The sequence below is a fragment of the Erythrobacter westpacificensis genome, from assembly GCF_039542285.1.
GTDB lineage: Bacteria > Pseudomonadota > Alphaproteobacteria > Sphingomonadales > Sphingomonadaceae > Alteraurantiacibacter > Alteraurantiacibacter westpacificensis.
Map to the genome: position 1 here is coordinate 326,035 of NZ_BAABHV010000017.1, position 21,375 is coordinate 347,409.

General features: G+C 62.9%; 20 protein-coding genes. 8 read left to right on the plus strand and 12 right to left on the minus strand.

Features of this window, described 5'->3' with window-relative positions:
- The first annotated feature begins 34 nt into the window (after window positions 1–34).
- Window positions 35–793, plus strand: coding sequence for a nucleoside triphosphate pyrophosphohydrolase (gene mazG / locus ABFX23_RS12465; RefSeq protein ID WP_346033369.1), 759 nt, complete (start codon window positions 35–37; stop codon window positions 791–793).
- Here mazG and hflX read toward each other — a convergent pair.
- The 7 genes from hflX to dusB form a co-directional block, all read right to left on the minus strand.
- Window positions 790–2,085 (minus strand): GTPase HflX, encoded by a 1,296-nt coding sequence (gene hflX, locus ABFX23_RS12470; RefSeq protein ID WP_346033370.1) that lies wholly within the window; start codon window positions 2,083–2,085, stop codon window positions 790–792. The genes mazG and hflX overlap by 4 nt on opposite strands.
- Before the next feature lie 26 nt (window positions 2,086–2,111).
- On the minus strand, window positions 2,112–2,681 hold the full coding sequence (gene hfq, locus ABFX23_RS12475; protein ID WP_346033371.1) for an RNA chaperone Hfq: 570 nt from the start codon (window positions 2,679–2,681) through the stop codon (window positions 2,112–2,114).
- Window positions 2,682–2,847: 166 nt separating this feature from the next.
- The gene (ntrX, locus tag ABFX23_RS12480; RefSeq protein ID WP_346033372.1) at window positions 2,848–4,233 is read right to left on the minus strand and encodes a nitrogen assimilation response regulator NtrX; all 1,386 of its coding nucleotides are present in this window, start codon (window positions 4,231–4,233) and stop codon (window positions 2,848–2,850) included.
- A 20-nt stretch (window positions 4,234–4,253) separates the two neighbouring features.
- On the minus strand, window positions 4,254–6,482 hold the full coding sequence (locus tag ABFX23_RS12485; RefSeq protein ID WP_346033373.1) for a sensor histidine kinase: 2,229 nt from the start codon (window positions 6,480–6,482) through the stop codon (window positions 4,254–4,256).
- 57 nt (window positions 6,483–6,539) lie between these two features.
- Window positions 6,540–7,949 carry a sigma-54-dependent transcriptional regulator gene (locus ABFX23_RS12490; protein ID WP_346033374.1) on the minus strand — a complete coding sequence of 470 codons (1,410 nt, stop codon included), beginning with the start codon at window positions 7,947–7,949 and terminating at the stop codon, window positions 6,540–6,542.
- 18 nt (window positions 7,950–7,967) lie between these two features.
- A complete protein-coding gene (locus tag ABFX23_RS12495) occupies window positions 7,968–9,062 on the minus strand; it encodes a two-component system sensor histidine kinase NtrB (protein ID WP_346033375.1) in 1,095 nt (364 codons plus the stop codon).
- Entirely contained in the window at window positions 9,059–10,081 is a 1,023-nt protein-coding gene (dusB, locus tag ABFX23_RS12500; protein WP_346033376.1) for a tRNA dihydrouridine synthase DusB, read from the minus strand. Before dusB ends, ABFX23_RS12495 begins: the two co-directional genes overlap by 4 nt.
- 73 nt (window positions 10,082–10,154) lie before the next feature.
- Between dusB and ABFX23_RS12505 the strand changes: the two genes are divergently transcribed.
- Both ABFX23_RS12505 and ABFX23_RS12510 read left to right on the plus strand, forming a co-directional pair.
- Window positions 10,155–11,324, plus strand: a complete 1,170-nt coding sequence (locus tag ABFX23_RS12505) for a bifunctional 2-C-methyl-D-erythritol 4-phosphate cytidylyltransferase/2-C-methyl-D-erythritol 2,4-cyclodiphosphate synthase (RefSeq protein WP_346033377.1) — start codon at window positions 10,155–10,157, stop codon at window positions 11,322–11,324.
- Window positions 11,321–11,818, plus strand: a complete 498-nt coding sequence (locus ABFX23_RS12510) for a CinA family protein (RefSeq protein ID WP_346033378.1) — start codon at window positions 11,321–11,323, stop codon at window positions 11,816–11,818. Before ABFX23_RS12505 ends, ABFX23_RS12510 begins: the two co-directional genes overlap by 4 nt.
- Here the strand turns inward: ABFX23_RS12510 and ABFX23_RS12515 are convergent.
- Both ABFX23_RS12515 and lipA read right to left on the minus strand, forming a co-directional pair.
- A complete protein-coding gene (locus ABFX23_RS12515) occupies window positions 11,779–12,240 on the minus strand; it encodes a type II toxin-antitoxin system RatA family toxin (protein WP_120078535.1) in 462 nt (153 codons plus the stop codon). The genes ABFX23_RS12510 and ABFX23_RS12515 overlap by 40 nt on opposite strands.
- The gene (gene lipA / locus ABFX23_RS12520; RefSeq protein WP_120078534.1) at window positions 12,240–13,199 is read right to left on the minus strand and encodes a lipoyl synthase; all 960 of its coding nucleotides are present in this window, start codon (window positions 13,197–13,199) and stop codon (window positions 12,240–12,242) included. Before lipA ends, ABFX23_RS12515 begins: the two co-directional genes overlap by 1 nt.
- 94 nt (window positions 13,200–13,293) lie before the next feature.
- On the opposite strand from lipA, the gene ABFX23_RS12525 reads away from it, so the two are divergent.
- The gene (locus ABFX23_RS12525) at window positions 13,294–13,929 is read left to right on the plus strand and encodes a carbonic anhydrase (protein WP_346033379.1); all 636 of its coding nucleotides are present in this window, start codon (window positions 13,294–13,296) and stop codon (window positions 13,927–13,929) included.
- Between the two features lie 57 nt (window positions 13,930–13,986).
- Here ABFX23_RS12525 and ABFX23_RS12530 read toward each other — a convergent pair whose 3' ends face one another.
- Entirely contained in the window at window positions 13,987–14,904 is a 918-nt protein-coding gene (locus ABFX23_RS12530; RefSeq protein WP_346033380.1) for an OmpA family protein, read from the minus strand.
- Between the two features lie 375 nt (window positions 14,905–15,279).
- On the opposite strand from ABFX23_RS12530, the gene ABFX23_RS12535 reads away from it, so the two are divergent.
- From ABFX23_RS12535 to ABFX23_RS12545, 3 genes are all read left to right on the plus strand, one after another.
- Window positions 15,280–15,993, plus strand: a complete 714-nt coding sequence (locus ABFX23_RS12535; protein WP_346033381.1) for an NYN domain-containing protein — start codon at window positions 15,280–15,282, stop codon at window positions 15,991–15,993.
- A gap of 220 nt (window positions 15,994–16,213) precedes the next feature.
- On the plus strand, window positions 16,214–17,017 hold the full coding sequence (locus ABFX23_RS12540) for a DUF1206 domain-containing protein (protein ID WP_346033382.1): 804 nt from the start codon (window positions 16,214–16,216) through the stop codon (window positions 17,015–17,017).
- Window positions 17,018–17,022: 5 nt separating this feature from the next.
- Entirely contained in the window at window positions 17,023–17,808 is a 786-nt protein-coding gene (locus ABFX23_RS12545; RefSeq protein ID WP_428831668.1) for a MauE/DoxX family redox-associated membrane protein, read from the plus strand.
- Window positions 17,809–17,811: 3 nt separating this feature from the next.
- Here ABFX23_RS12545 and ABFX23_RS12550 read toward each other — a convergent pair whose 3' ends face one another.
- Window positions 17,812–18,261, minus strand: a complete 450-nt coding sequence (locus tag ABFX23_RS12550) for a hypothetical protein (protein ID WP_346033384.1) — start codon at window positions 18,259–18,261, stop codon at window positions 17,812–17,814.
- A 56-nt stretch (window positions 18,262–18,317) separates the two neighbouring features.
- Complete coding sequence (gene mutL, locus ABFX23_RS12555) at window positions 18,318–20,141, minus strand: DNA mismatch repair endonuclease MutL (protein ID WP_346033385.1); 1,824 nt, start codon at window positions 20,139–20,141, stop codon at window positions 18,318–18,320.
- Window positions 20,142–20,324: 183 nt separating this feature from the next.
- On the opposite strand from mutL, the gene ABFX23_RS12560 reads away from it, so the two are divergent.
- On the plus strand, window positions 20,325–21,371 hold the full coding sequence (locus tag ABFX23_RS12560; RefSeq protein WP_120078528.1) for a rod shape-determining protein: 1,047 nt from the start codon (window positions 20,325–20,327) through the stop codon (window positions 21,369–21,371).
- The last annotated feature ends 4 nt before the right edge of the window (window positions 21,372–21,375 follow it).

Below are 21,375 nucleotides of genomic sequence, written 5' to 3' on the forward strand. Positions count from 1 at the left end.
ATCATTCTTAAATAATGGCTCGCCGGAGCAACGCATGTCCGAACAACTGACCCGCCTCCTCTCCATCATGGCACATCTGCGCGATCCGCAGCGCGGTTGCGAATGGGACGTCGCGCAGACATTCGAGACAATCGCGCCGTACACCATCGAAGAAGCATACGAAGTCGCCGACGCGATCGATCGCGGTGACATGGCTGACCTTCGCGGCGAACTCGGCGACCTGCTGCTGCAGGTCGTATTCCATGCGCGCATGGCCGAGGAAGCCGGGCATTTCGATTTTCACGACGTCGCGCGCGCCATTGCCGACAAGATGGAAGCGCGCCATCCGCATGTCTTCGGTGACGAAGGCGGCGTGATGGACAGCCAGCGGTGGGAAGATATCAAGGCAGCGGAACGCGCGGAAAGCGGATCGAACAGCACGATGGACGGCGTAGCCCGCGCGTTGCCCGCGTTGCTGCGCGCCGAGAAACTGCAGAAACGTGCCGCTCGCGACGGTTTCGACTGGCCCGATCACGAAGGTCCGGCGGACAAGCTGGCCGAAGAAGTGCGCGAGTTGCAGGAAGCCGAAGAGCAGGACCGCGCCGAAGAAGCGGGCGACCTGTTGTTCGCGGCGGTCAATCTCGTGCGGTCATATGGGATCGGCGCGGAAGAAGCCCTCAAGGCTGCAAACGCCAAGTTCGAGCGTCGGTATCGTGCGATGGAAGGACTGGCAGGCGGCGACTTCGCAAGCCGCGACCTCGATGCGCAGGAGGCTCTCTGGAAGGAAGTGAAGCGGCAGGAACGCGAGGCCTAAAGCGTCTCGAACCGTCCCCATTCCTTTTCGGTCAGCCGCACTTCGATGTGACGCATCGGGCCGTCGGCACCCTGCCCGCCGTCATTGTCCGACAGGACCTCGCCGTGCGCATGGAGCCAGGCGATTCGCGCACCGTCGCTTGCGGGAATCATCAGGGAATGACGCCGCGCACCTTGGGTGAGCACCGCGCCCAGCTTTTCGCGCAACCGTTCGATGCCTTCACCGGTCACGGCGGAGATCGGCATCACCTTTTCGTTGTTGGCAGCAACGCCGGAGAGCTCTTCGCGAAGCTCGTCATCCAGCAGGTCCCACTTGTTCCAGACCTCGAGGATGGTCGTAGGCTCCCCTTCCCCATCCTCTTCGTCGATCACGCCGAGATCGGACAGGACCTGCAACACCTGCTTCTTTTGCGAGGCGCTGTCCGGATTGGCGATATCGCGCACATGCAGCACGATATCGGCGGCGGTCACTTCCTCCAGAGTCGCGCGGAACGCGGCGACCAACTGGGTCGGGAGATCGGAAATGAAGCCCACCGTGTCCGAGAGAATGGCCTTCTCCACGCCAGGCAGCGTGATCGCACGCATCGTGGGGTCCAGCGTAGCGAACAGAAGATCCTCCGCCATCACATCTGCGCCGGTCAAGCGGTTGAAAAGCGTGGATTTCCCCGCATTGGTGTATCCGACCAGCGCGATAACCGGCCAGGGTGCCCTGCCCCTGCGCTTACGGTGCAATTCGCGGGTCTTGCGTACTTGTTCCAGTTCGCGCCGCAGCTTTGCCATGCGGTCACGGATGAGGCGTCGGTCGGCCTCGATCTGTGTTTCGCCGGGACCGCCGAGGAAGCCGAAGCCACCGCGCTGACGTTCGAGGTGAGTCCAGCTGCGAACAAGCCGGCTCGCCTGATAGTCGAGGTGCGCCAGCTCCACCTGCAACCGGCCTTCGGCCGTTGCCGCGCGTTCCCCGAAGATTTCCAGGATCAGCCCGGTCCGGTCGATCACCTTGCGACCGATCTTTTCTTCCAGGTTGCGCTGCTGGATTGGCGACAAGGCACCATCGACGATGACCAGTTCCGCCTCGTGCAGTTCGCAATCGGTTGCGATGCGCTGCACCTGCCCTTCCCCGAACAGGGTATTGGGCCGCACTTCGCGAACGGGGATGATGTACGCCTCGGCCACGACGATACCGATCGCGAGCGCCAGACCCTTGGCCTCTTCGAGACGCGCATCGGGATCATCGTCGCGGCGCTGGGCACGGATGTCCGGACAAACGACAAGCGCCCGCGCACCGCGGGTCACTTCGCCTTCAATATCGTCGTCTACAATCAGTCGTTGTCGCCTTCGTCATCGTCCATGTCATCATCGGTCAGATCGACCGGCCTGTCCGGCTGGATCGTGGACACGGCGTGCTTGTAGGCGAGCTGGACGTATCCGTCACGCTCGAGCAGCATGCAAAACAGGTCGAAACTGGCGATACGCCCCTGCAGCATGACGCCGTTCACGAGGAACATTGTCACCTGCACACCCGAATCGCGCACACGGCTGAGGAAAATGTCCTGCAACAGGCGCATCTTCTTGCCGCCGTCGGGACCACTGCCGAACTGGTCAGCATCAACAGGCTGGCCCGGCATGATCGTGGAAATCGCGTGCTTGTAGACCAGTTGCGACTGTCCGTCCCGCCGCAGCAGGATGGAGAAATTGTCGAACCAGGTCACGATGCCCTGTAGCTTCACGCCCTTCACGAGGAACATGGTGACGGGCGTCTTCTCTCGGCGAAGGTGGTTCAGGAAAACATCCTGCAGGTTGGCATTCTTGTTGCCATTTGCAGGTTTTGCGGCGCGCGGTTCGGGCTCTGCCACCGGTCGTGGTCGTGCCGAAAGGGTGCCCTTGGTCATTTCTTTGACTCCATCGTTCTTGGCGAGCCGAAACCCGCAGTCTGGCAATCCCGCATGACAACTGCGAGACTCACCGGCTGCACTTTTGTGCAATGCAGCGTATATGAGCAAAAACTTCCGAGCGGCAAATAGTTCCTGACCTCGGCGAAGTCCTGATCGCTTTTTTTCAGTCTTCGTCGCCGTTCCCGTTGCGCTCGTTCATGCCGAGCAGCTTGAGCTTGCGGTGAAGAGCGGAGCGTTCCATGCCGATAAAGCCTGCTGTCTTGGAGATATTTCCGGAAAAGCGCCGGATCTGGATGCGCAGGTATTCCCGCTCGAAACTCTCGCGCGCCTCGCGCAGGGGAACGCCCATCAACGAGGAGATGCCCCCCGAACCCTCTTCCGAACCTCCGGTGATCTCGGTGGGCAGCATGCCGGGCGTGATGGTCTTGAAATCTTCACGCGGCGCAAGGATTACCGTGCGTTCGATCACGTTGCGCAACTGGCGCACGTTGCCCGGCCAGTCATAGGCCTGCATGGCCGCCAGCGCTTCCGGGGCGATGGTGGGCGGTTCCAGACCCTGCTCTCGCGCGTAGCGAGTGAAGAAATGGTCCGCCAGCGCGGGAATGTCGTCGCGGCGTTCGGACAGGGGCGGAATCTCGATCGGCACCACGTTCAAGCGATAGAACAGGTCTTCGCGGAAGCGCTTTTCCTCGATCTCCGTCAGCAAGTCCCGCGCAGTCGACGAAACGACGCGAACATCGACCCCGACCTGCCGGTTGCCACCAACGCGAACGAAGCTCTGGTCGGTCAGGACGCGCAGGATACGCGCTTGCGTGCTTTCCGGCATGTCGGCAACCTCATCGAGGTAGAGAGTGCCGCCATCGGCCATTTCCAGCAGCCCGGCTCGCACCAGCTTGCCGTCGGCCTCTTCGCCGAAGAGCTCGTGCTCGAAGCGCTCGGCAGTGATGCGCGCGGAATTGACCGTCACGAAGGCCTTGTCGGCGCGCGGGCTCCAGGCATGCAGCAGGCGCGCCGCCACTTCCTTGCCCGCCCCTGCCGGGCCGCTCACCAGAACGCGACTGCCGGTATTGGCCACGCGCTTCAGCGTAGCGCGCACGGCATTGATGGCGCTGGAATTGCCCGTGAACTCGTCGTGAGAAGCCATGCCTTCGCGCAGGCGCTCGTTCTCGCGGCGCAGGCGCTCGGTTTCGGTCGCGCGCGCGACAAGGTGAAGCAGCTTTTCTGCTTCGAACGGCTTCTCGATGAAATCCATCGCCCCGCGGCTGACTGCCGACACCGCCGTATCGACGTTGCCGTGGCCGGAGAAGATGATGACGGGCAGGTTCGGCTCGCGCTGTTTGATGGCATCGAGCACTTCGAGCCCGTCCATCGGGCTGCCGTGCAGCCACACGTCCAGCAGCACGAGGCTGGGCCGACGTTCGTCGATCATCGCCAGCGCGCCGTCGCTGTCTCCGGCAGTGCGGCATTCGTAGCCTTCGTCGCTGAGTACGCCGGCGACGAGATCGCGAATGTCGCGTTCATCGTCGACGACGAGGATATCGAGTGCCATTCAGTGCTCTCCTGCAAAAATCATTCAGCCGCCTCGCTGTTCTCATCCAGATCGCCCGGGTGGATGGCGAAGCGCAGTATTGCCTTGGTGCCCCCATCCGGGAGGGCGGAAAATTCGAGGTCACCGGCGTGTTCCTCGACAATCTTCTTCACGATCGCGAGGCCAAGGCCGGTCCCTTTCTCGCGCGTGGTGACATAGGGTTCGATGACGTTCTCCCCGCCTTGCGGCAGGCCGATGCCATTGTCCGTTATGGCGATCTCGATGTGCTCCCCGTCCTGGCGCATTGCGACGTTGATGCGGCCACGCCAGTCGGCCGGTGCATCCGGCATGCGCGCGTCGACGGCCTCGGCAGCGTTCTTCAAGACGTTGGTCATGGCCTGGCCAACCTGGTGGCGATCGCACTCGACCGGGGGAATGTCGCGCTCGGCAGAGAAGCCGTAGGTGATTTCGGGATGCGCCACTTCCTGCAGGAACAGCGCCTGGCGTACGAGATCGACTGCGTCCTCGCTGCGGAACACGGGCTTGGGCAATCGCGCAAAGCTGGAGAATTCGTCGACCATCTTGCGCAGGTCGCCCACCTGCCGGATGATCGTGCCGGTCAGTTCGTCGAACAGCTCGACATCCTTGTCGATCTGCTTGGAATAGCGCCGCTTCAGCCGCTCCGTCGCCAGCTGGATGGGGGTGAGCGGGTTCTTGATCTCGTGCGCGATGCGCCGCGCCACATCGCTCCAGGCTGCCTGCCGCTGATCCAGCAGCTGACGGGTGATATCCTCGAAAGTGATGACGTAGCCATCGGCATCGGGCGCAAGCTGCACCGCCAGCGTGAGCAGTTCACCGCCGCGGCTGAGCTGGATGATTTCACTCATCGAGCCTTCGTTGACCAGCTTGGCCATCTGCGGCGCCACTTCCTCCAGCGGCATGTTCACGGGAACCGGCCCTTCCTGCCCCAGCAGCAGGCGCTGGGCGGAATTGTTCATCAGCTGGATGCGCCCCTCGCCGTCGATCGAAACGATACCGGCAGTGATCGATTGCAGCACGGCCTCGATAAAGGCGCGGCGTTCGTCAAGCTGCTGGTTCGCGCCGAGCAGGGCATCGGTCTGCCGCTCGATCTGGGCAGTCATCCGGTTGAAGGCGCGATTGAGCAGGCCGATCTCGTCCTGCCCGGTGCGGCCCGACACCCGCATGGCGTAATTGCCCGCGCCGATCTCCTGCGCAACTTCAGCCAGTTCGGCAAGCGGCTTCACCTGTCGGTCGGCAAAGCGCAGCGCGGCCCAGACGGCAAGGGCCACAAGGGCCAGGGATACGCCGAACAGGGCAAAGTTGAACTGCAATTGCAGGACCCGCGCCCGTTCCGTGAGATCGTCATAGGCGCCTGCGACATTTTGCGCCTGACGATAGAGCCGCGCCGCTTCAGGCCGGGCATCGCGGGCGACATAGACATACAAGTCCAGTTCCTCGTCGAGCCTGGCTATAGCCTCTGTCCGCTCCGGCGTGGAGGCCACGGTAAACGACTGTCCATCGCGCAGCGGGGCGACCGCCTCGTTCGTGATGCGCTGGCGCTCTCGATCGTCGTCGGGATCGGCCAGGGCTATCAGGCGATATTCCCCGTCTTCGGGAAGACGGATTATCGCCGCCTCGCTCAGTTCGCGCGAATAGGTCTGGTACAGGAACTGGTCGATGAATTCGTTGCTCGCCACGGGCACGGTCTGCATGATGAAACGCATGTCGCCTGCCATGGCCACGGCATTGTTGCCCACGCCTCTGAGGTTCTCGTTGTAATATCCCTCGGCCAGGTTGTTGGCGCTTTCCAGGATGCCGCGAGAATCGTCGCTGAACCAGAATTGCACGCCGGACTGGAAAAGGATGGAGGCAAATACCGCGACGAACAAAGTCGGGATCGCTGCAAGCAGCGAGAAAAAGAACACCAGATTCACGTGCAGCCGGGCGGTCGTGCTGCCTGCCCGGCGAATAGCGATGCGCCGGCCCCAAAGCACGATCAGGCCCAGCGCCGGGAGCAGGGTTCCCACCAGCAACGCAGCCGCCTGCCACGAGGGGATCGGCTCTCCGTAAGCGGGGCGGCCTGCCAGCGTGAACCAGACCGTCAGCACCATCAGCGCTAGCGCGATGTAGCACAGGATTTCGAGCCAGAAGAACAGGTTGAGGCGCCGCGACGCCACTGCTGCGCGGCGGAGGAAGCGTGAGCTCTTCGGGGCGTTGCTGGCCGTGTCGGGGTGTGGCGTTTCTGTCACGTTGCAGGCATACAACAACGCTGTTGCCGCTTTGCAAGTTAAAAGCGCCGTTATCCCCTAATTGCGCGAGAAACTCTCCGGATCGATGTCGAGTTCTGACAGGCGCTTGCGCAGAGTGTTACGGTTTATGCCGAGGAGCTGCGCGGCCTTCAACTGGTTGCCACCGGTTTTCGATAGAGCATGGCGGAACAGCGGCCGCTCTAATTCGGCAAGGGCGTCATGATAGAGATTGCCCTCGCCGAACCGGCTGCTCTCGAGCCAGCGCGTGATGGTGCTCCCGATATCCTGCGCTTCTGAATTGCCACTGCCTTGCGGCGCAGTGTCGAGGAGGGATTCTACTGTCTCGGCGTCGATCACGTCGTCGCGCGAAAGCAGCGCGGCGCGGTAGATCAGGTTCTGCAATTCGCGCACGTTGCCGCGCCACGGCTGCTGGGTCAGCAGTTGCGCCGCATCCTCTCCCAACGATCTCTTGGGTAGCCCTTCACCCGCAGCGCGCGAAAGGAAGTGCAGGGCGAGAGGGGCAATGTCGCCAGCCCTGTCGCGCAAGGGCGGCAGTTTGATCGGCACGACGTTTAGGCGATAGTAGAGGTCCTCGCGAAACTCGCCAGCCGCAATCATCGGCAGCAGGTCGCGATTGGTGGCCGCGATGATGCGCACGTTGACGGCGATTTCCTCGCTTCCTCCCACGCGGCGGATGCGGCCCGATTGCAGGGCGCGCAGCAGGCGGGTCTGCGCTTCGGCAGGCATGTCGCCGATTTCGTCGAGGAAGAGCGTGCCGCCCTGCGCCTGCTCGAACTTGCCGATGCTGCGCGCGGTTGCGCCGGTGAAGGCACCCTTCTCGTGGCCGAACAACTCGCTCTCGATCAGTTCGCGCGGGATCGCGGCAGTGTTGACGGGCACGAAGGGCCCCGTCTTGCGGGCACCGAGTTCGTGAATTGCCTCGGCAACCAGTTCCTTGCCCGTCCCGCTTTCTCCCAGAACCAGTACGGTCAGATCGTTATGCAGCACGCGCGTGATGAGGCGATAGACTTCCTGCATTGCCTGGCTGCGCCCGATCAGAGGCAAGCCCTGCCCCGGGTCCTCCTCCCCGGAGATACTGCTCTTCCCGCTCTCCACTGCTTGCCGCGTCGCGCGAACCAGTTCGTCGAGGTCGAAAGGTTTTGGAAAGTATTCGAAGGCGCCCCGATCGGTCGCGCGCACAGCGGTATCCAGCGTGTTCTGGGCCGAAAGTATAATGACCGGCATGTCCGGATATTCGTCCCTCACGGCGCCCAGCGTTTCTATGCCGTCGCCGTCGAGGAGTATCACGTCGGTCAGCATCACGTCATAATGGCGCGCCGCCAGGGCCTCGTCGCGGCCTGCCACCGCATCGGTGCTGTCGACTTCGAACCCTTCATCCTCCAGCGCGGCACGGATGACCGTGGCGATGGCGTTGTCGTCTTCTACCAGCAGGGCGCGTTGTGCCATGCCTTCCCCTCTCGAATTCTAGCGGGCCATGGGCAGGTGTATGCGGAAATGCGTCCACCCCCCGGCCTCGTCACGTTCATGGCTGACCCGACCGTCCATGTCGCGCACCAGTTTCTGAACCAGTGCCAGCCCCAGCCCCTGCCCGTTCGTCTTGCTGGACACGAAGGGCTCGAAGATGTCGTCGCGGATCGAGGGATCGATGCCCGGACCATTGTCGCTGATGCAGATTTCGATGGGCAGCTTCACCGGGCGGCCAAGGCGGATCACGTTCATCACCATGCCGCTGACGAAGCGAGTGCGTACCGTCACTTGCGGCGCAACGCTGTCGCTGCAGGCATCGCAGGCATTGGCCATCAGGTTTACCAGCACCTGCACCAGCGCGCCTTCGTTGCCGAGGACCGGGGGCAAGGAAGGGTCGAACTCATCCCGCCATGCGACCGTGGTATCGCTTGAAATGCGTACAGTTTCCTGCGCCCGGCGGATGGCCTGGTGCAGGGTCACGGGGCCGACAGGCTCTGCCCTCTCGCGCCCCAGGCGCTGCATCCGGTCGATCAACTGCGCGATGCGATCCACTTCGTCGGCAATCAGTCCAGTCAGCGCCGCTTCGCCCTCGCCCACTTTCCTTTGCAGCAATTGCGCCGCCCCGCGAATGGCGGCCAGCGGGTTTTTGATCTCGTGTGCCAGCACGGCAGGGCCACGCAATTGCCCGCGTCGCTCGTGCTCCCCGAACCGTTCGCCCTGACTTGCGTCGGAAAGCGTCGCCATGCGCCAGCCGGGGTGATTGGAAAGCGTGGACAAGGTGATGTTGAGGCGCAGATCGCGCTTGCCGACACTCACGTCCACGCCGCGCGCCACCAGCTGTCGCTCCGTATCCATGAGACGGTCCTTCACACCGCTGTGCCCGAATTCAAGGATGTCGAGGAAGGACTTCCCGCGCATCCGCTTCATGCTGAGGCCCAGCAGGCTTTCCGCCGCGGGATTGACTTCGCGAATGACGTGTCGGGGGTCCAGCAGCAACATGCCGAAGCCAAGGCCGTTCAACTGTTCGCGCGGGCCCGGTAGCGGCGGATTGGGTAGCGCCGGATCGGACTGCGCGGGCGATTGCTCGCTCACGCGGCCCGGCGCCTCAGGAACGGCTCGTAGAACCGCTCCAGTTCACCCTTCACCTGCGCGGGATCGTCGATGAAGTTCACCTTGTTGCGGAAATCGGCGCTGCCGTGCATTCCCTTGGTGTACCAGCCAAGGTGCTTGCGGGCGATCTTCACGCCCACGTCCTCGCCGTAATGCTCCAGCATGGCATCGTAATGTTCGGTGACGGTTTCGTATTGCTCGTCGAAGCTCGGGCTTTCCAGCATCTCTCCGGTGCGCCACCAGTGCATGACCTGCCCCAGTAGCCACGGCCTGCCATAAGCGCCGCGCCCGATCATCAGCCCGTCCGCACCCGATTGCTCCAGCGCCTGCGCGGCATCCTGGATGGAGCAGATATCGCCATTGACGATCACAGGGATCGACACCGCGTCCTTCACCTTGCGGATGAATGACCAGTCTGCGCTGCCCTTGTACATCTGGTTGCGGGTGCGGCCGTGGACGGTGATCATCTTCACGCCCAGGTCCTCGGCAATGCGACTGAGTTCAGGGGCGTTCAGGCTGGCATGGTCCCAGCCCATGCGCATCTTCACCGTCACCGGCACGGAGACAGCCTTGACCGTCGCTTCCATCAGCTTTGTGGCAAGCCCCACCTCGCGCATCAGGGCGGAGCCTGCGAGCTGGCCGACGACCTTGCGCACCGGACATCCGAAGTTGATGTCGATCACCGCCGCGCCGTTGTCTTCCTGAAGCTTGGCAGCTTCGCCCATCGAAACAGGATCGCAGCCGACAAGCTGCATCGATACCGGTTCCTCGGTCGGATGCCACTCGGCCTTCTGAATGGACTGGCGCGTTTCGCGGATAGCCGCCTCGCTAGCGATCATCTCGGTTACATTCAGGCCGGAGCCGTATCGGCGCACCAGCGTGCGGAACGGCAGGTCGGTCACGCCCGTCATCGGTGCGAGCACGACCGGGCAATCGATCCGCACGGGACCGATGTCGATGGGCGTGATCGCCGGGGGCGAAGGGATAGCGTGGGTGCTCATAAGAATTGTGCCTAAAATATAGGCAGGCGCATAGTGGATTGCGAGGACAGTCTCAAGCCGCTAGCGCGCGGCTGTGTCAGAGAGCCCAGCAAGCCCCCCTGCCCCCAGCTTCGCGGCGGTAATCGTCGCCGCCGGGAAGGGCACGCGTTCCGGCCAGTCGGTGCCGAAACAGTTCGCACCGTGGAAAGGCAAGCCGGTGCTTGCTCACTCGGTGGCTGCCCTGCGAGAGGCGGGCTGCGGAATGATCGTAATCGCTGCGCCCTCGGGCAGGCACCAGATGGCGCTCGACGCGGCAGGCGTAGAAGAGAGCGTGGTGGTGATCGACGGTGGCGAGACACGCCAGCAGTCGGTCGCGGCGGGCCTCGAACTGCTTGCCGAGTTCGAATTCGCAAACGTCCTGATCCATGATGCGGCGCGGCCCGACCTGCCGCAAGCGGTCGTCGCGCGCTTGCTCGCAGCGCTGGAAGACCATCCCGGTGCAATCCCCGTGCTGCCGGTGGTGGATTCGATGGTGGTCGCCGATGGCGGACTGATGGCCGCCGACGCCAGGCGGGAAACACTTCGCCGGGTACAGACCCCGCAGGCTTTCCGCTTCGCCGATATCCTTGCTGCCCATCGCGGCTGGGAAGGTGCCGCGACAGCCGGAGACGACGCACAGGTACTGCGCGCCGCCGGCGGAGAAGTCGCACTGGTCGCGGGTGACGAGCGCCTGAAGAAACTTACTTACGCGGAGGATTTCGTGTCCGAGACTGGCTTACCCTCACCCGTGCGTGTCGGCATGGGATACGACGTTCACCGGCTCGCGGCGGGTGAAGAGTTGTGGCTCTGCGGGATCGAGATCGACTATCACAAGGGCCTTGCGGGGCACTCCGATGCCGATGTCGGCCTGCACGCCGTGGTCGACGCGATACTGGGTGCGGTGGCACAGGGCGATATCGGCCAGCATTTCCCGCCCAGCGATCCCCGCTGGAAAGGCGCGCGTTCGGCGCAATTCGTCGAGCACGCGGTGAAACTTGCCGCAGAGGCAGGTTACGCGGTGGGCAACGTCGACCTCACGCTGATCTGCGAGGCACCCAAGATCGGCCCGCATCGCGATGCCATGCGGGCAAGGCTGGCGGAACTGCTGGGCGTTGCCGTGGGTTCTGTCAGCGTGAAGGCCACGACGACCGAAAAACTTGGCTTCACCGGGCGCGGCGAAGGTATCGCTGCGCAGGCCGTGGCAACGATGGTGGCAAAAGCATGAACGACTTCCTCCTTCCCGAAGATATCGTGGCTCTCGCCCGCCGTGTGGTGGAGGAGAACACGGCCGCCGGACGCAAGGTTGCGCTGGCGGAAAGCTGCACCGGTGGCCTCGTCGCTGCCGCCATTACCGAGATTCCCGGCAGCTCCGCAGTCCTGGACCGATCCTTCGTCACCTATTCGAACGAGGCGAAACAGGGTGAACTCGGCGTCGCGAGCGATATTATCGAGGCTTTCGGGGCCGTCTCCGTCGCCTGCGTCTATGCCATGGCGCGCGGTGCGCTGGAACGCAGTGATGCGGACGTTGCCGTTGCCATCAGCGGCATCGCAGGCCCTGGCGGCGGCAGCGACACGAAGCCTGTCGGCACGGTGGTGTTCGCGCGGCTGGAAAAGGGGCAGGATGAGCCCGAGGCGGAGGACCGGTTGTTCAGGAACACCGGCCGTTCCGGCGTGCGCCGTCAGGCGACGCTTTGCGCGCTGGAACTGTTGTTGCCGTAAAGCTCGTGGGCGCGTTTCTCGAAGGCGTCCACCATCTTGCGGAAGGCGCGGTCGATGTATTGGCCGGCCAGCGTTTCGAACATGATGTTCTTGAAGCTGAAATCGACGCAGAAATCGATCTCGCAGCAATTCTCGCCGCAATCGCGGAAGGTCCAGTTGTTGTCGAGATCGCGCAGGGGCCCATCGACGTAGTGAACGTTGATCGAGTTGGGGCGATCCTTCACCACCTTTGACGTGAACTTCTCGCGCAGCGCCTTGAAGCCCACCAGCATGTCGGCGGTCATTTCCGTATCGCTGTCGCGCCTGACGCGCGTCGCCACGACCCACGGCAGGAATTCCGGGTACTTGTCGACATCGGCGACAAGGTCGAACATCTGCTCTGCCGTGTAGGGCAGGCGGTGCGTTTCGCGGATGGAGGGCATCAGGCCCCCTTCCCTTCCTTCGCGCGCTGCTTCGCCAGCTTGGCTTCGCGGGCAGCCTGCATCTGGGCGAAATCGTCGCCCGCATGGTAGCTGGACCGCGTCAGCGGGGTGGAGGCGACCTGAAGGAAGCCCTTGGCCCGCGCGATCGAACCGAATGCATCGAACGCCTTGGGCGTGACGAAGTCTTCCACCTTGGCGTGTTTCGGCGTGGGCTGAAGATATTGGCCCATCGTGATGAAATCGACGTCCGCGCTGCGCATGTCGTCCATCACCTGGTGCACTTCCAGCCGCTGCTCGCCCAGGCCCAGCATGATGCCGGACTTGGTGAAGATCAGCGGATTGTGGCTCTTCACCTCTTCCAGCAATCGTAACGATGCATAGTAGCGCGCACCGGGACGAATGGTGGGATAGAGACGTGGCACGGTTTCGAGGTTATGGTTGTAAACGTCTGGCCCGGCTTCACAAATCGCCTCCACCGCCGCGCGCATCTTGCCGCGAAAATCGGGAGTGAGGATCTCGATCGTCGTGTTCGGGGTCTCGCGCCGCAGGGCCTGGATAACCTTCACGAACTGGCCAGCGCCGCCGTCTGGAAGGTCGTCACGGTCAACGCTGGTGATGACGATGTGCTCCAGCCCCATCTTGGCAGCCGCGATGGCGGTATTCTCCGGCTCCATCGGGTCGACGATGCGGGGCATGCCGGTCTTGACGTTGCAGAAGGCGCAGGCGCGGGTGCAGACGTCGCCAAGGATCATCACCGTGGCGTGCTTCTTGCTCCAGCATTCGCCGATGTTCGGGCACGCCGCCTCTTCGCACACCGTGTTCAGGTTGAGCTCGCGCATCATCTTGCGCGTCTCGTGATAACCCTTGCTGACGGGGGCCTTTACGCGGATCCAGTCGGGCTTGCGCTGGCGGACCGGGCGATCGTCTTCGGGGGCGGGCGTGGATGAGAGGTCGTTCATTGGCTGCCCACTTAGTGCCCTGTCCCGCCCTGGGCAACCCGCATGCGGCCTTGAGCCCTTGCCGAATCCCGAAAATCACGGCAGCGATGCGCGCATGAAGACATTCGATGAAATGATCGACGGCTACGGCCGATTTCGCGAAACCGACTGGCAGCACCAGCGCGAACGCTGGGAAGAACTGAGAGAAGGCCAGTCACCGCAGGTGATGGTGATCTCCTGTTCCGACAGCCGCGTGGACCCGGCGCAGATCTTCGACGTTGCTCCCGGCGAACTGTTCGTGGTGCGCAATGTCGCCGCGCTCGTCCCCCCGTTCGAGACCACGCCGGGGCGTCACGGCGTTTCCGCCGCGCTGGAATTTGCCGTCCAGTTCCTGAAAGTGAAGGAAGTGGTGGTCATGGGCCACGGCATGTGCGGTGGCTGCCAGGCCGCGCTGACGCAGGATTTGCACGGTAATGATCTCGGGGCGGGCGGCTTCGTGGCCCACTGGATCGACATGCTGGACGAAACGCGAGAGCCGATTGCCGAGAAATTCGGCACCGCCGGCCGCGAAGCGGAACGCGCGATGGAACTGGCGGCGGTGAAGGTAAGCCTCGCCAACTTGCGCACTTTCCCGTGCGTCCAGGAAAAAGAAGCGTCGGGCGAATTGAAGCTGCGCGGAGCCTATTTCGCCATTTCCGATGGCGTGCTGCATCTGCTCGACGAGGAAAGCGGCGAATTCCGGCCTGCATAAACAAAACCCCCGCGCCATTGCTGACGCGGGGGTCTTCTTTGTCCGAAGGCGGTCGGCTTACATGTTGTCGACAGCCTTGCTGACGAGAATGTTCACCGAAACGCGGCGGTTCTGCGCCCGGCCGGCCGCAGTGGTGTTGTCAGCCAGGGGGTCCGCCTCGGCCATGCCGGTAGGCGTCAGCATGCGCCAGGGTGCCCAGTCGCACTCCTGCTGGAGGTAGTTGACCACGCGGCCCGCGCGGCGCTCGCTCAGCGTCTGGTTGTAGTCGTAGTCACCAACGTCGTCGGTGTAGCCGACCACGAGCAACAGGGCGTTGTCCATCTCGCTCGCTTCACGCGCGGCGTTGCAGAGATCGCGCTGCGCTGCGGGCGTGAGGTTCCACTTGCCGGTATCGAAATAGACATTGGCCGTACCGCGCACATTGTACTGGTCGATGTTGGCAACCCGGCCACGCAGGGCTTCGGTGGCAACCGCGTTTTCCTCGATCGCCATCTCGTTCTCGGTGAAGCGCTGGTTGGTCGCGCCGCGGATCATTTCGGCGGTCTCAAGGTCATCGTCCTTGAAGCGCACGCTGCTGGCGACGAGGCCGCCTTCCCACTGCACCGTTTCCACGGTGACGGGCAAGCCGTTGAGCAGGGCTTCGGGGCCGAGCTCCGTGCGGCCGAGTCCGAGGAAGCCACCGCGCGCACGAATGTCCGTGGTGTCTGCCACGAACACATTGGTGGCCGCGCCGTTTTCGGTCGTCACCGTCAGTTCACGGCCGCGACGCTGGGAGATGAAGCCATCGAGTTCGGGGCCTTCGGCAAGACCGGAAAGGTCCGTCGGCAGGGAACCGACGACGTCGATCCGCTCTTCGCGTACTTGTGCACTGGAAGATGCCGGATCGAGTTCCTGGGCGGAGAGGCTGCCAGCGGTCGGCAGGGCCAGGGCGGCAACCAGAGCCAGCCCGATCGGCTTTTTCGCGGTGGTAATCATGTCGTACTCCTTCTGTAAGGCAGACCCGTCCAAAGGGGGACATGGCACGTGGTAGGAATGCCATATTGGCCGGGGCGGCCGGAAAACTGCAATAGTCTCCATCGAAATGCGGCCTCGCACAGGGCGAAAACCGCGGGTTGCGAATTCGAGGCGGGCTGACTGTTCAGGTTTCCCTGTCTGTTAAATGAACGCCTGTGAAAGACAGCGGGATGCAGGGGCCATTGGAGATGCCTGTGCGATGAGTTGAGCCGCTTTGGCAATCGCGTCGTCACTTTTTTGCCGCAATCGCGATGGGCCTTGCCTCTACCGCGCCCATACCCGGCAATCGCGCGGCCGCTCTTGCTTTCACGCAGGCATGCCGCCATTTCATCGCCCATGCCGGAAGCAAACCTGAAGAACATCGCCCTGCTGATCGATGCAGACAATGCCAGCCATCACGGCATCGACCCCGTGCTGACCGTGCTGGCGGAACTGGGGCAGGTGAATATCCGCAGGGCCTATGGCAACTGGGCCAAGCCCGCGCTTTCCAACTGGAACAAGATCTCGCACCGCTACGGCCTGCAACCGGTGCAGCAGTTCGACCTGACCAAAGGCAAGAACGCCACCGACATCGCCATGACCATCGATGCCATCGACCTGCTGAACGCAGGCAAGGTGGATGGCTTCGGCATCATGAGCAGCGACAGCGACTTCACTCCGCTCGTCACCCGCCTGCGGCAGGACGGGCTGATCGTCTACGGCTTCGGAAGCGACAAGGCGCCCAATGCCTTCAAGACGGCCTGCACGCGCTACATCGACGTCGATCAGCTGATCCGCACCTCCGCTGACGAGGACGGCAAGCCCGATAGCGGCGAGGCGATCGACAGCGAACTCATCGGCCTGCTGGGCGCCGCGTGGAAGGCAGCCAGCCGCGATGACGAGGGCTATGCGCGCCTCCATGAAGTCGGACAGATCGCGGGCAACCGTTCCAGCTTCGATGTTCGCAACCACGGCTTCAAGCGTCTTTCCGACCTGATGCGGGCGGCCAGCGACAACTTCAAGATGGAACGCCGCGACGACAATCAGCTCTATGTGAAGCGGCTGCGCTAGCCCCCTTCCCTACATCGCTGTATCGGACCATCCCCGCAGGGTATGGCGAACAACTCCCGAAGCCTTCGAACCGCAGCGTGCAGATGGAAATCTCGGCCCGCCGGTTTTCCGTTCCTGAACAGTGTTCCAGGTGTTCCAGGTTCCCTGCGTCGAAACGTGCTCGGCACAATCTGGCCGTTCGCCCGTTGCTGGGAAAACGGTTCAGAGGAGTGACCCAGCGATGGTCGACAAGTCCGAGAAATTCAACTGGCTGGTAAGGGTTGGCTATTTCAGCCGCGCAATCCTTTACGCGGTCGTAGGCATCATTGCCCTCACCAGCGCGCAGAAGATTGCCGATGGCACCAACGGCGTGTTCCGCGCCATCGAGGATTTCCCCGCGGGAACGGCAATCCTCTGGATCATGGTGGTGGGTCTTGCTGCCTATGGCCTGTTCCGCCTCTGCTCCCCCTTGTTCGATATCGAGAATGAGGGATCCGATGCGAAGGGCTGGGGCAAGCGCCTTGGCCACCTCGGCAGCGCGGTAGGCCACTTTGCGCTCGCCTATTCCGCATACAAGTTCGCCAGCAGCGATGGTGGCGGTTCCGGCGGCGGCGGCGCGCAGGAAGCGGCCTCTGGCGTGCTGTCGGTCGAGTTCGGCGGGATCATTCTCGGCCTGCTCGGTATCGCCTTCTTCATCGCCGCCTTCGCGCAGGCGAAGAAGGGCTACACCGGCGAATTCATGCACCGGATCTCCGCCCAGGCCCCCGATCATACCCGCACCATAGGCCGGATCGGTTACTTCGCCCGCTCGGTCGTTTTCGTGGTGATCGGCTGGTCACTGTTCCAGGCCGGGTTCATGTCTGCCGGCAGCGAGCAGGTGAAGACGCTGGGCGACGCCGTCGCCAGCCTGGCCGATGACGGCGCGATCTTTACGCTCGTGGCCATCGGCCTGATCGCCTTTGGCCTGCTCTCGCTCATCCTCGCCCGCTACCGGATCATCCCGGACATGGGCCCCGAAGGAAAGGTACCCAGCTTCCGCGCATGAACGACATGAGCAACAATCTCGACACCCAGGCCAACTCAGGGGCGCGCGGCGAAAAGACCGCGCGCCTCTACCGCATGGTGATGGAGAAGCATGTCTGTCCCTACGGACTGAAGGCGAAGTGGCAGCTCGAGCGGAAAGGTTACTCGGTCGAGGATCACTACCTCACCACGCGCGAAGAAACAGACGCATTCAAGGAAAAGCATGACGTCAAGACGACGCCGCAGGTCTTCATTGGTGACCGGCGGATTGGCGGGTACGACGCCCTGCGCGAACATTTCGGCGAGGAAACTAAGGACGAGGGTGAAACAAGCTACACCCCGGTGATTGCTGTTTTCGCGGTTGGTCTTGGCCTCGCTCTAGCGTTGAGTTGGTGGAGTTTCGGAACGCCGCTTACGATCCGCGCCGCCGAATGGTTCGTGGCTTTCTCGATGGCCATGCTCGCCATGCTCAAGCTGCAGGACGTGGAACAGTTTTCCACGATGTTCCTGGGGTATGACCTGCTGGCGAAAAGGTGGGTGCCCTATGCCTACCTCTATCCGTTTCTCGAGGCAGGTGCCGCAATCCTCATGGCCGGGCACCTGTTGCCCTGGCTCTCGATACCCGTCGCGCTGTTCATCGGCACGATCGGTGCGGCAAGCGTCTTCTACGCGGTGTACATCCAGAAGCGAGACATCAAATGCGCCTGCGTGGGCGGCAGCGGAAACGTGCCTCTGGGGTTCGTTTCGCTGACCGAAAACCTGGCGATGATGGCTATGGGTTTCTGGATGCTGCTGCGGCCTGCCGTCCTGTAAAGGTCAGGCGCCGCAGTTCACCGCGCCCGTGCCCTGGTAAATGACCCGGTCCCACCGGTCGCGCAGCCATACGGTGCCTTCGAAGAAAGCCACACCGGTTTCCGTCTCGGCTTCCGCCTCTTTCTCGATGATATCCAGCCGCAACGAATACTCGCGTCCGTTGTAAAGCGAGCGGCTCTTGGCCGGCAATTCGCGTGAGCCGGGATCGGCGGCGAAACGGATGACATCGCCGTCGAGTTTCACGAAGGCGTCCGCTTCCCTGGCGATGACCCTCGCCCCCATGCTGGTTCCCGGTGCATAGGAGCAGGCGAGACCAAAAAGGTCGTGCGCCTCCATGTCGGGATAGAGAATAGGTTCCGGCACGACCTCGACCAGGGGCGGCGCAGCTTCGTTCACTTCGCGCACCCGTTCCACCACGGCGCGATCTCGCTCGGCGCGCTCGGCTTCGCTCAATTCGTCACCGCAAGAAGCCAGGGCGGCAGACAGGCACACAATCAAGGGCAAGCGCATCAATGCCTCCCAAAGAGTTTTTCAACGTCGTCCATCGACAGTTTCACCCATGTTGGACGCCCATGGTTGCACTGTCCTGAACGCGGCGTGGCTTCCATCTCTCGCAGGAGGGCATTCATCTCGGCGACGTTCAAAGTCCGCCCCGCCCTTACCGATCCGTGACAGGCCATGGTCGCAAGGACGTGCTCGATCTTCTCGCCCAGCAATAGGGAAGAGCCATGCTTCGCCAGGTCATCCGCCAGGTCGTATAGCAGTTTTTCCGGGTCCGCCTTTCGTAGCGTGCCGGGCAACGCCCGCACCAGCATTGCGCCCGGACCAAAGCGCTCGATTACAAGGCCGAGCGAGGCGAAATGGTCGATCTGCTCCTCGAGGCGGTCGCAGGCGGGCTCGTCCATTTCCACTACCTCGGGCATGAGGAGCGCCTGGCTCGCGGCGACCTTGTCGCTGGCATCGGCGGCGCGGAGTCGTTCAAGGACGATCCGTTCGTGGGCGGCGTGCTGATCCACAAGGACAAGCCCGTCCGCCGCCTCGGCAACGATATAGGTGTTCGCGACCTGGCCGCGCGCGATACCAAGCGGATATTGCGCTGCGTTTTCCGGCAAACTCTGGGCTTCCTCCGCCCTGCCCTGCGGCGCGGCCATCACCCCTGCTTCTCCTGCCCATTCCATTCGTTTCTCGGACACGTGGGACACGGAAGGGGCGGGAGCGGACCAGTCTCGGCCGGCAAAGATCGAACGAAGCGCAGGCGCAGGTTCGTCGCGCGCCGGCTCCTGCTGCCAGCGGCTCATTGCTCCTGAATCAGGACTTTGTGCCGAGCGCCTGTCCCCAGTCGACAAGGCCTGGCGTAATCCGGAAACTATGAAGCCGCGAACGGCGGCGGCATCGCGAAAGCGCACCTCTGTCTTGGCGGGATGCACGTTCACATCCACATCGCCGAAAGGGATGGTCAGGAACAGCGCCAGCACCGCGTGGCGATCGCGCGCCAGCATGTCGGCATAGGCGCCGCGCACCGCGCCGGTCAGCAGGCGATCCTTCACGGGCCGACCGTTGACGAACAGGTACTGGTGATCGGCAATACCGCGGTTGTAAGTCGGCAGTCCGGCAACGCCTGTCAGCCGCATGACCCCATCTTGGCCGCTTGGCCGCTCCAGGTCGATGGAAACACCGTTGTCGGCGAGTTCGCGCGCCACGATCTGCGCGACACGCGCTTCGGTGCCCTCCCCGCCCTGCACCTGGAATATGCGCCTGCCGCCGTGTTCGAACGTGAATCCGATATCGGGCCGCGCCATGGCAAGGCGCTTCACCACGTCCTGGCAGGCGGCGTACTCGCTGCGCGGTGTGCGCAGGAACTTGCGGCGTGCGGGAATCTTGCCGAACAGGTTCTCAACGCGAACGCGCGTTCCCGGCGGCAGCGCGGCAGGACCTTCCTCCGCCAGCGCGCCATGGTCGACCACGCGTTTCCATCCCTGCTCCGCACCGCGAACGCGGCTTTCCAGAGTTAGGCGCGACACGCTGCCGATGGAGGGCAGCGCCTCTCCGCGAAATCCAAGCGTTCCGACTTCCTCGATGGCTTCGTCCGGAAGTTTCGATGTTGCATGGCGTTCCAGTGCCAGCGCCATTTCCTCCGGCGACATGCCGCAGCCGTCATCGGTTATCTCGATGGAATCGAAGCCGCCTTCGATGATCGATACGGCAATCCGGGTGGCTCCTGCGTCGATCGCATTCTCGACCAGTTCCTTCAGTGCAGACGCCGGACGTTCCACCACCTCGCCGGCGGCGATGCGGTTGACCAGGGTCTCGGGGAGGCGGCGAATTTGCGGCATCCAGTCATCCTATCGGCCACTTGCCGCATTTTCGAGGCAAACCGGGGCAAAACTGCGTCTTTGTCGACAAATTTTTTGGCCTTTGCCGCAATCAGGCGTTAAAGAGCCGCCAATCCCGGAACACCTGCGGCGGATGTGCGGAGTCTCTCCACCACCAAGCTTACCTAAGATACGGATTTCTCGATGAGTTCTTTCTTCTCCAATTTCTTCAAGTTCGGCTCCCAGAACATGGCCATCGACCTCGGTACGGCCAACACGCTGGTTTACGTGCAGGATCGCGGGATCGTCCTGAACGAGCCGTCGGTCGTCGCCATCGAGACGCTGAACGGCGTGAAGCGGGTGAAGGCAGTGGGCGAAGATGCGAAGATGATGATGGGCAAGACGCCCGACACCATCGAGGCGATCCGCCCCTTGCGCGACGGCGTTATCGCCGACATCGAAATCGCCGAGGAGATGATCAAGCACTTCATCCGCAAGGTGCACAACAAGCGCACGCTGCTGCGCTATCCCGAAATCGTGATCTGCGTGCCGTCGGGCTCGACCTCGGTCGAACGCCGCGCCATTCGCGACGCCGCCAGCAATGCCGGCGCGTCCGAAGTCTTCCTGATCCTCGAACCGATGGCAGCCGCCATCGGCGCGGACATGCCTGTGACCGAGCCGGTCGGCTCCATGGTGGTCGACATCGGTGGCGGCACGACCGAAGTCGCCGTGCTCTCGCTTCGGGGTCTTGCCTACACCACCTCTGTGCGCACCGGGGGTGACAAGATGGACGAAGCCATCGTTTCCTACGTCCGCCGACACCACAATCTGCTGATCGGCGATGCCACGGCAGAACGAATCAAGAAGGAATACGGCTGCGCCACCGTGCCGGAGGACGGCGTTGGCGAAAGCATCATCATCAAGGGTCGTGACCTGGTGAACGGCGTGCCCAAGGAAATCACCATAAACCAGGCGCACATCGCCGAAGCGCTATCCGAACCGATCGGCGCAATCGTGGAAGGCGTGCGTATCGCCCTCGAAAACACGGCACCCGAATTGGCGGCAGACATCGTCGACCAGGGTATCGTGCTGACCGGTGGTGGCGCCTTGATCCAGGGTCTCGACGATCACATCAAGGAAGAAACCGGCCTTCCCGTCAGCATTGCCGAAGACCCGCTGACCTGCGTTGCCATCGGCACCGGCAAGGCGATGGAAGACCCGATCTATCGCGGCGTGTTGATGACCGCGTAATCGA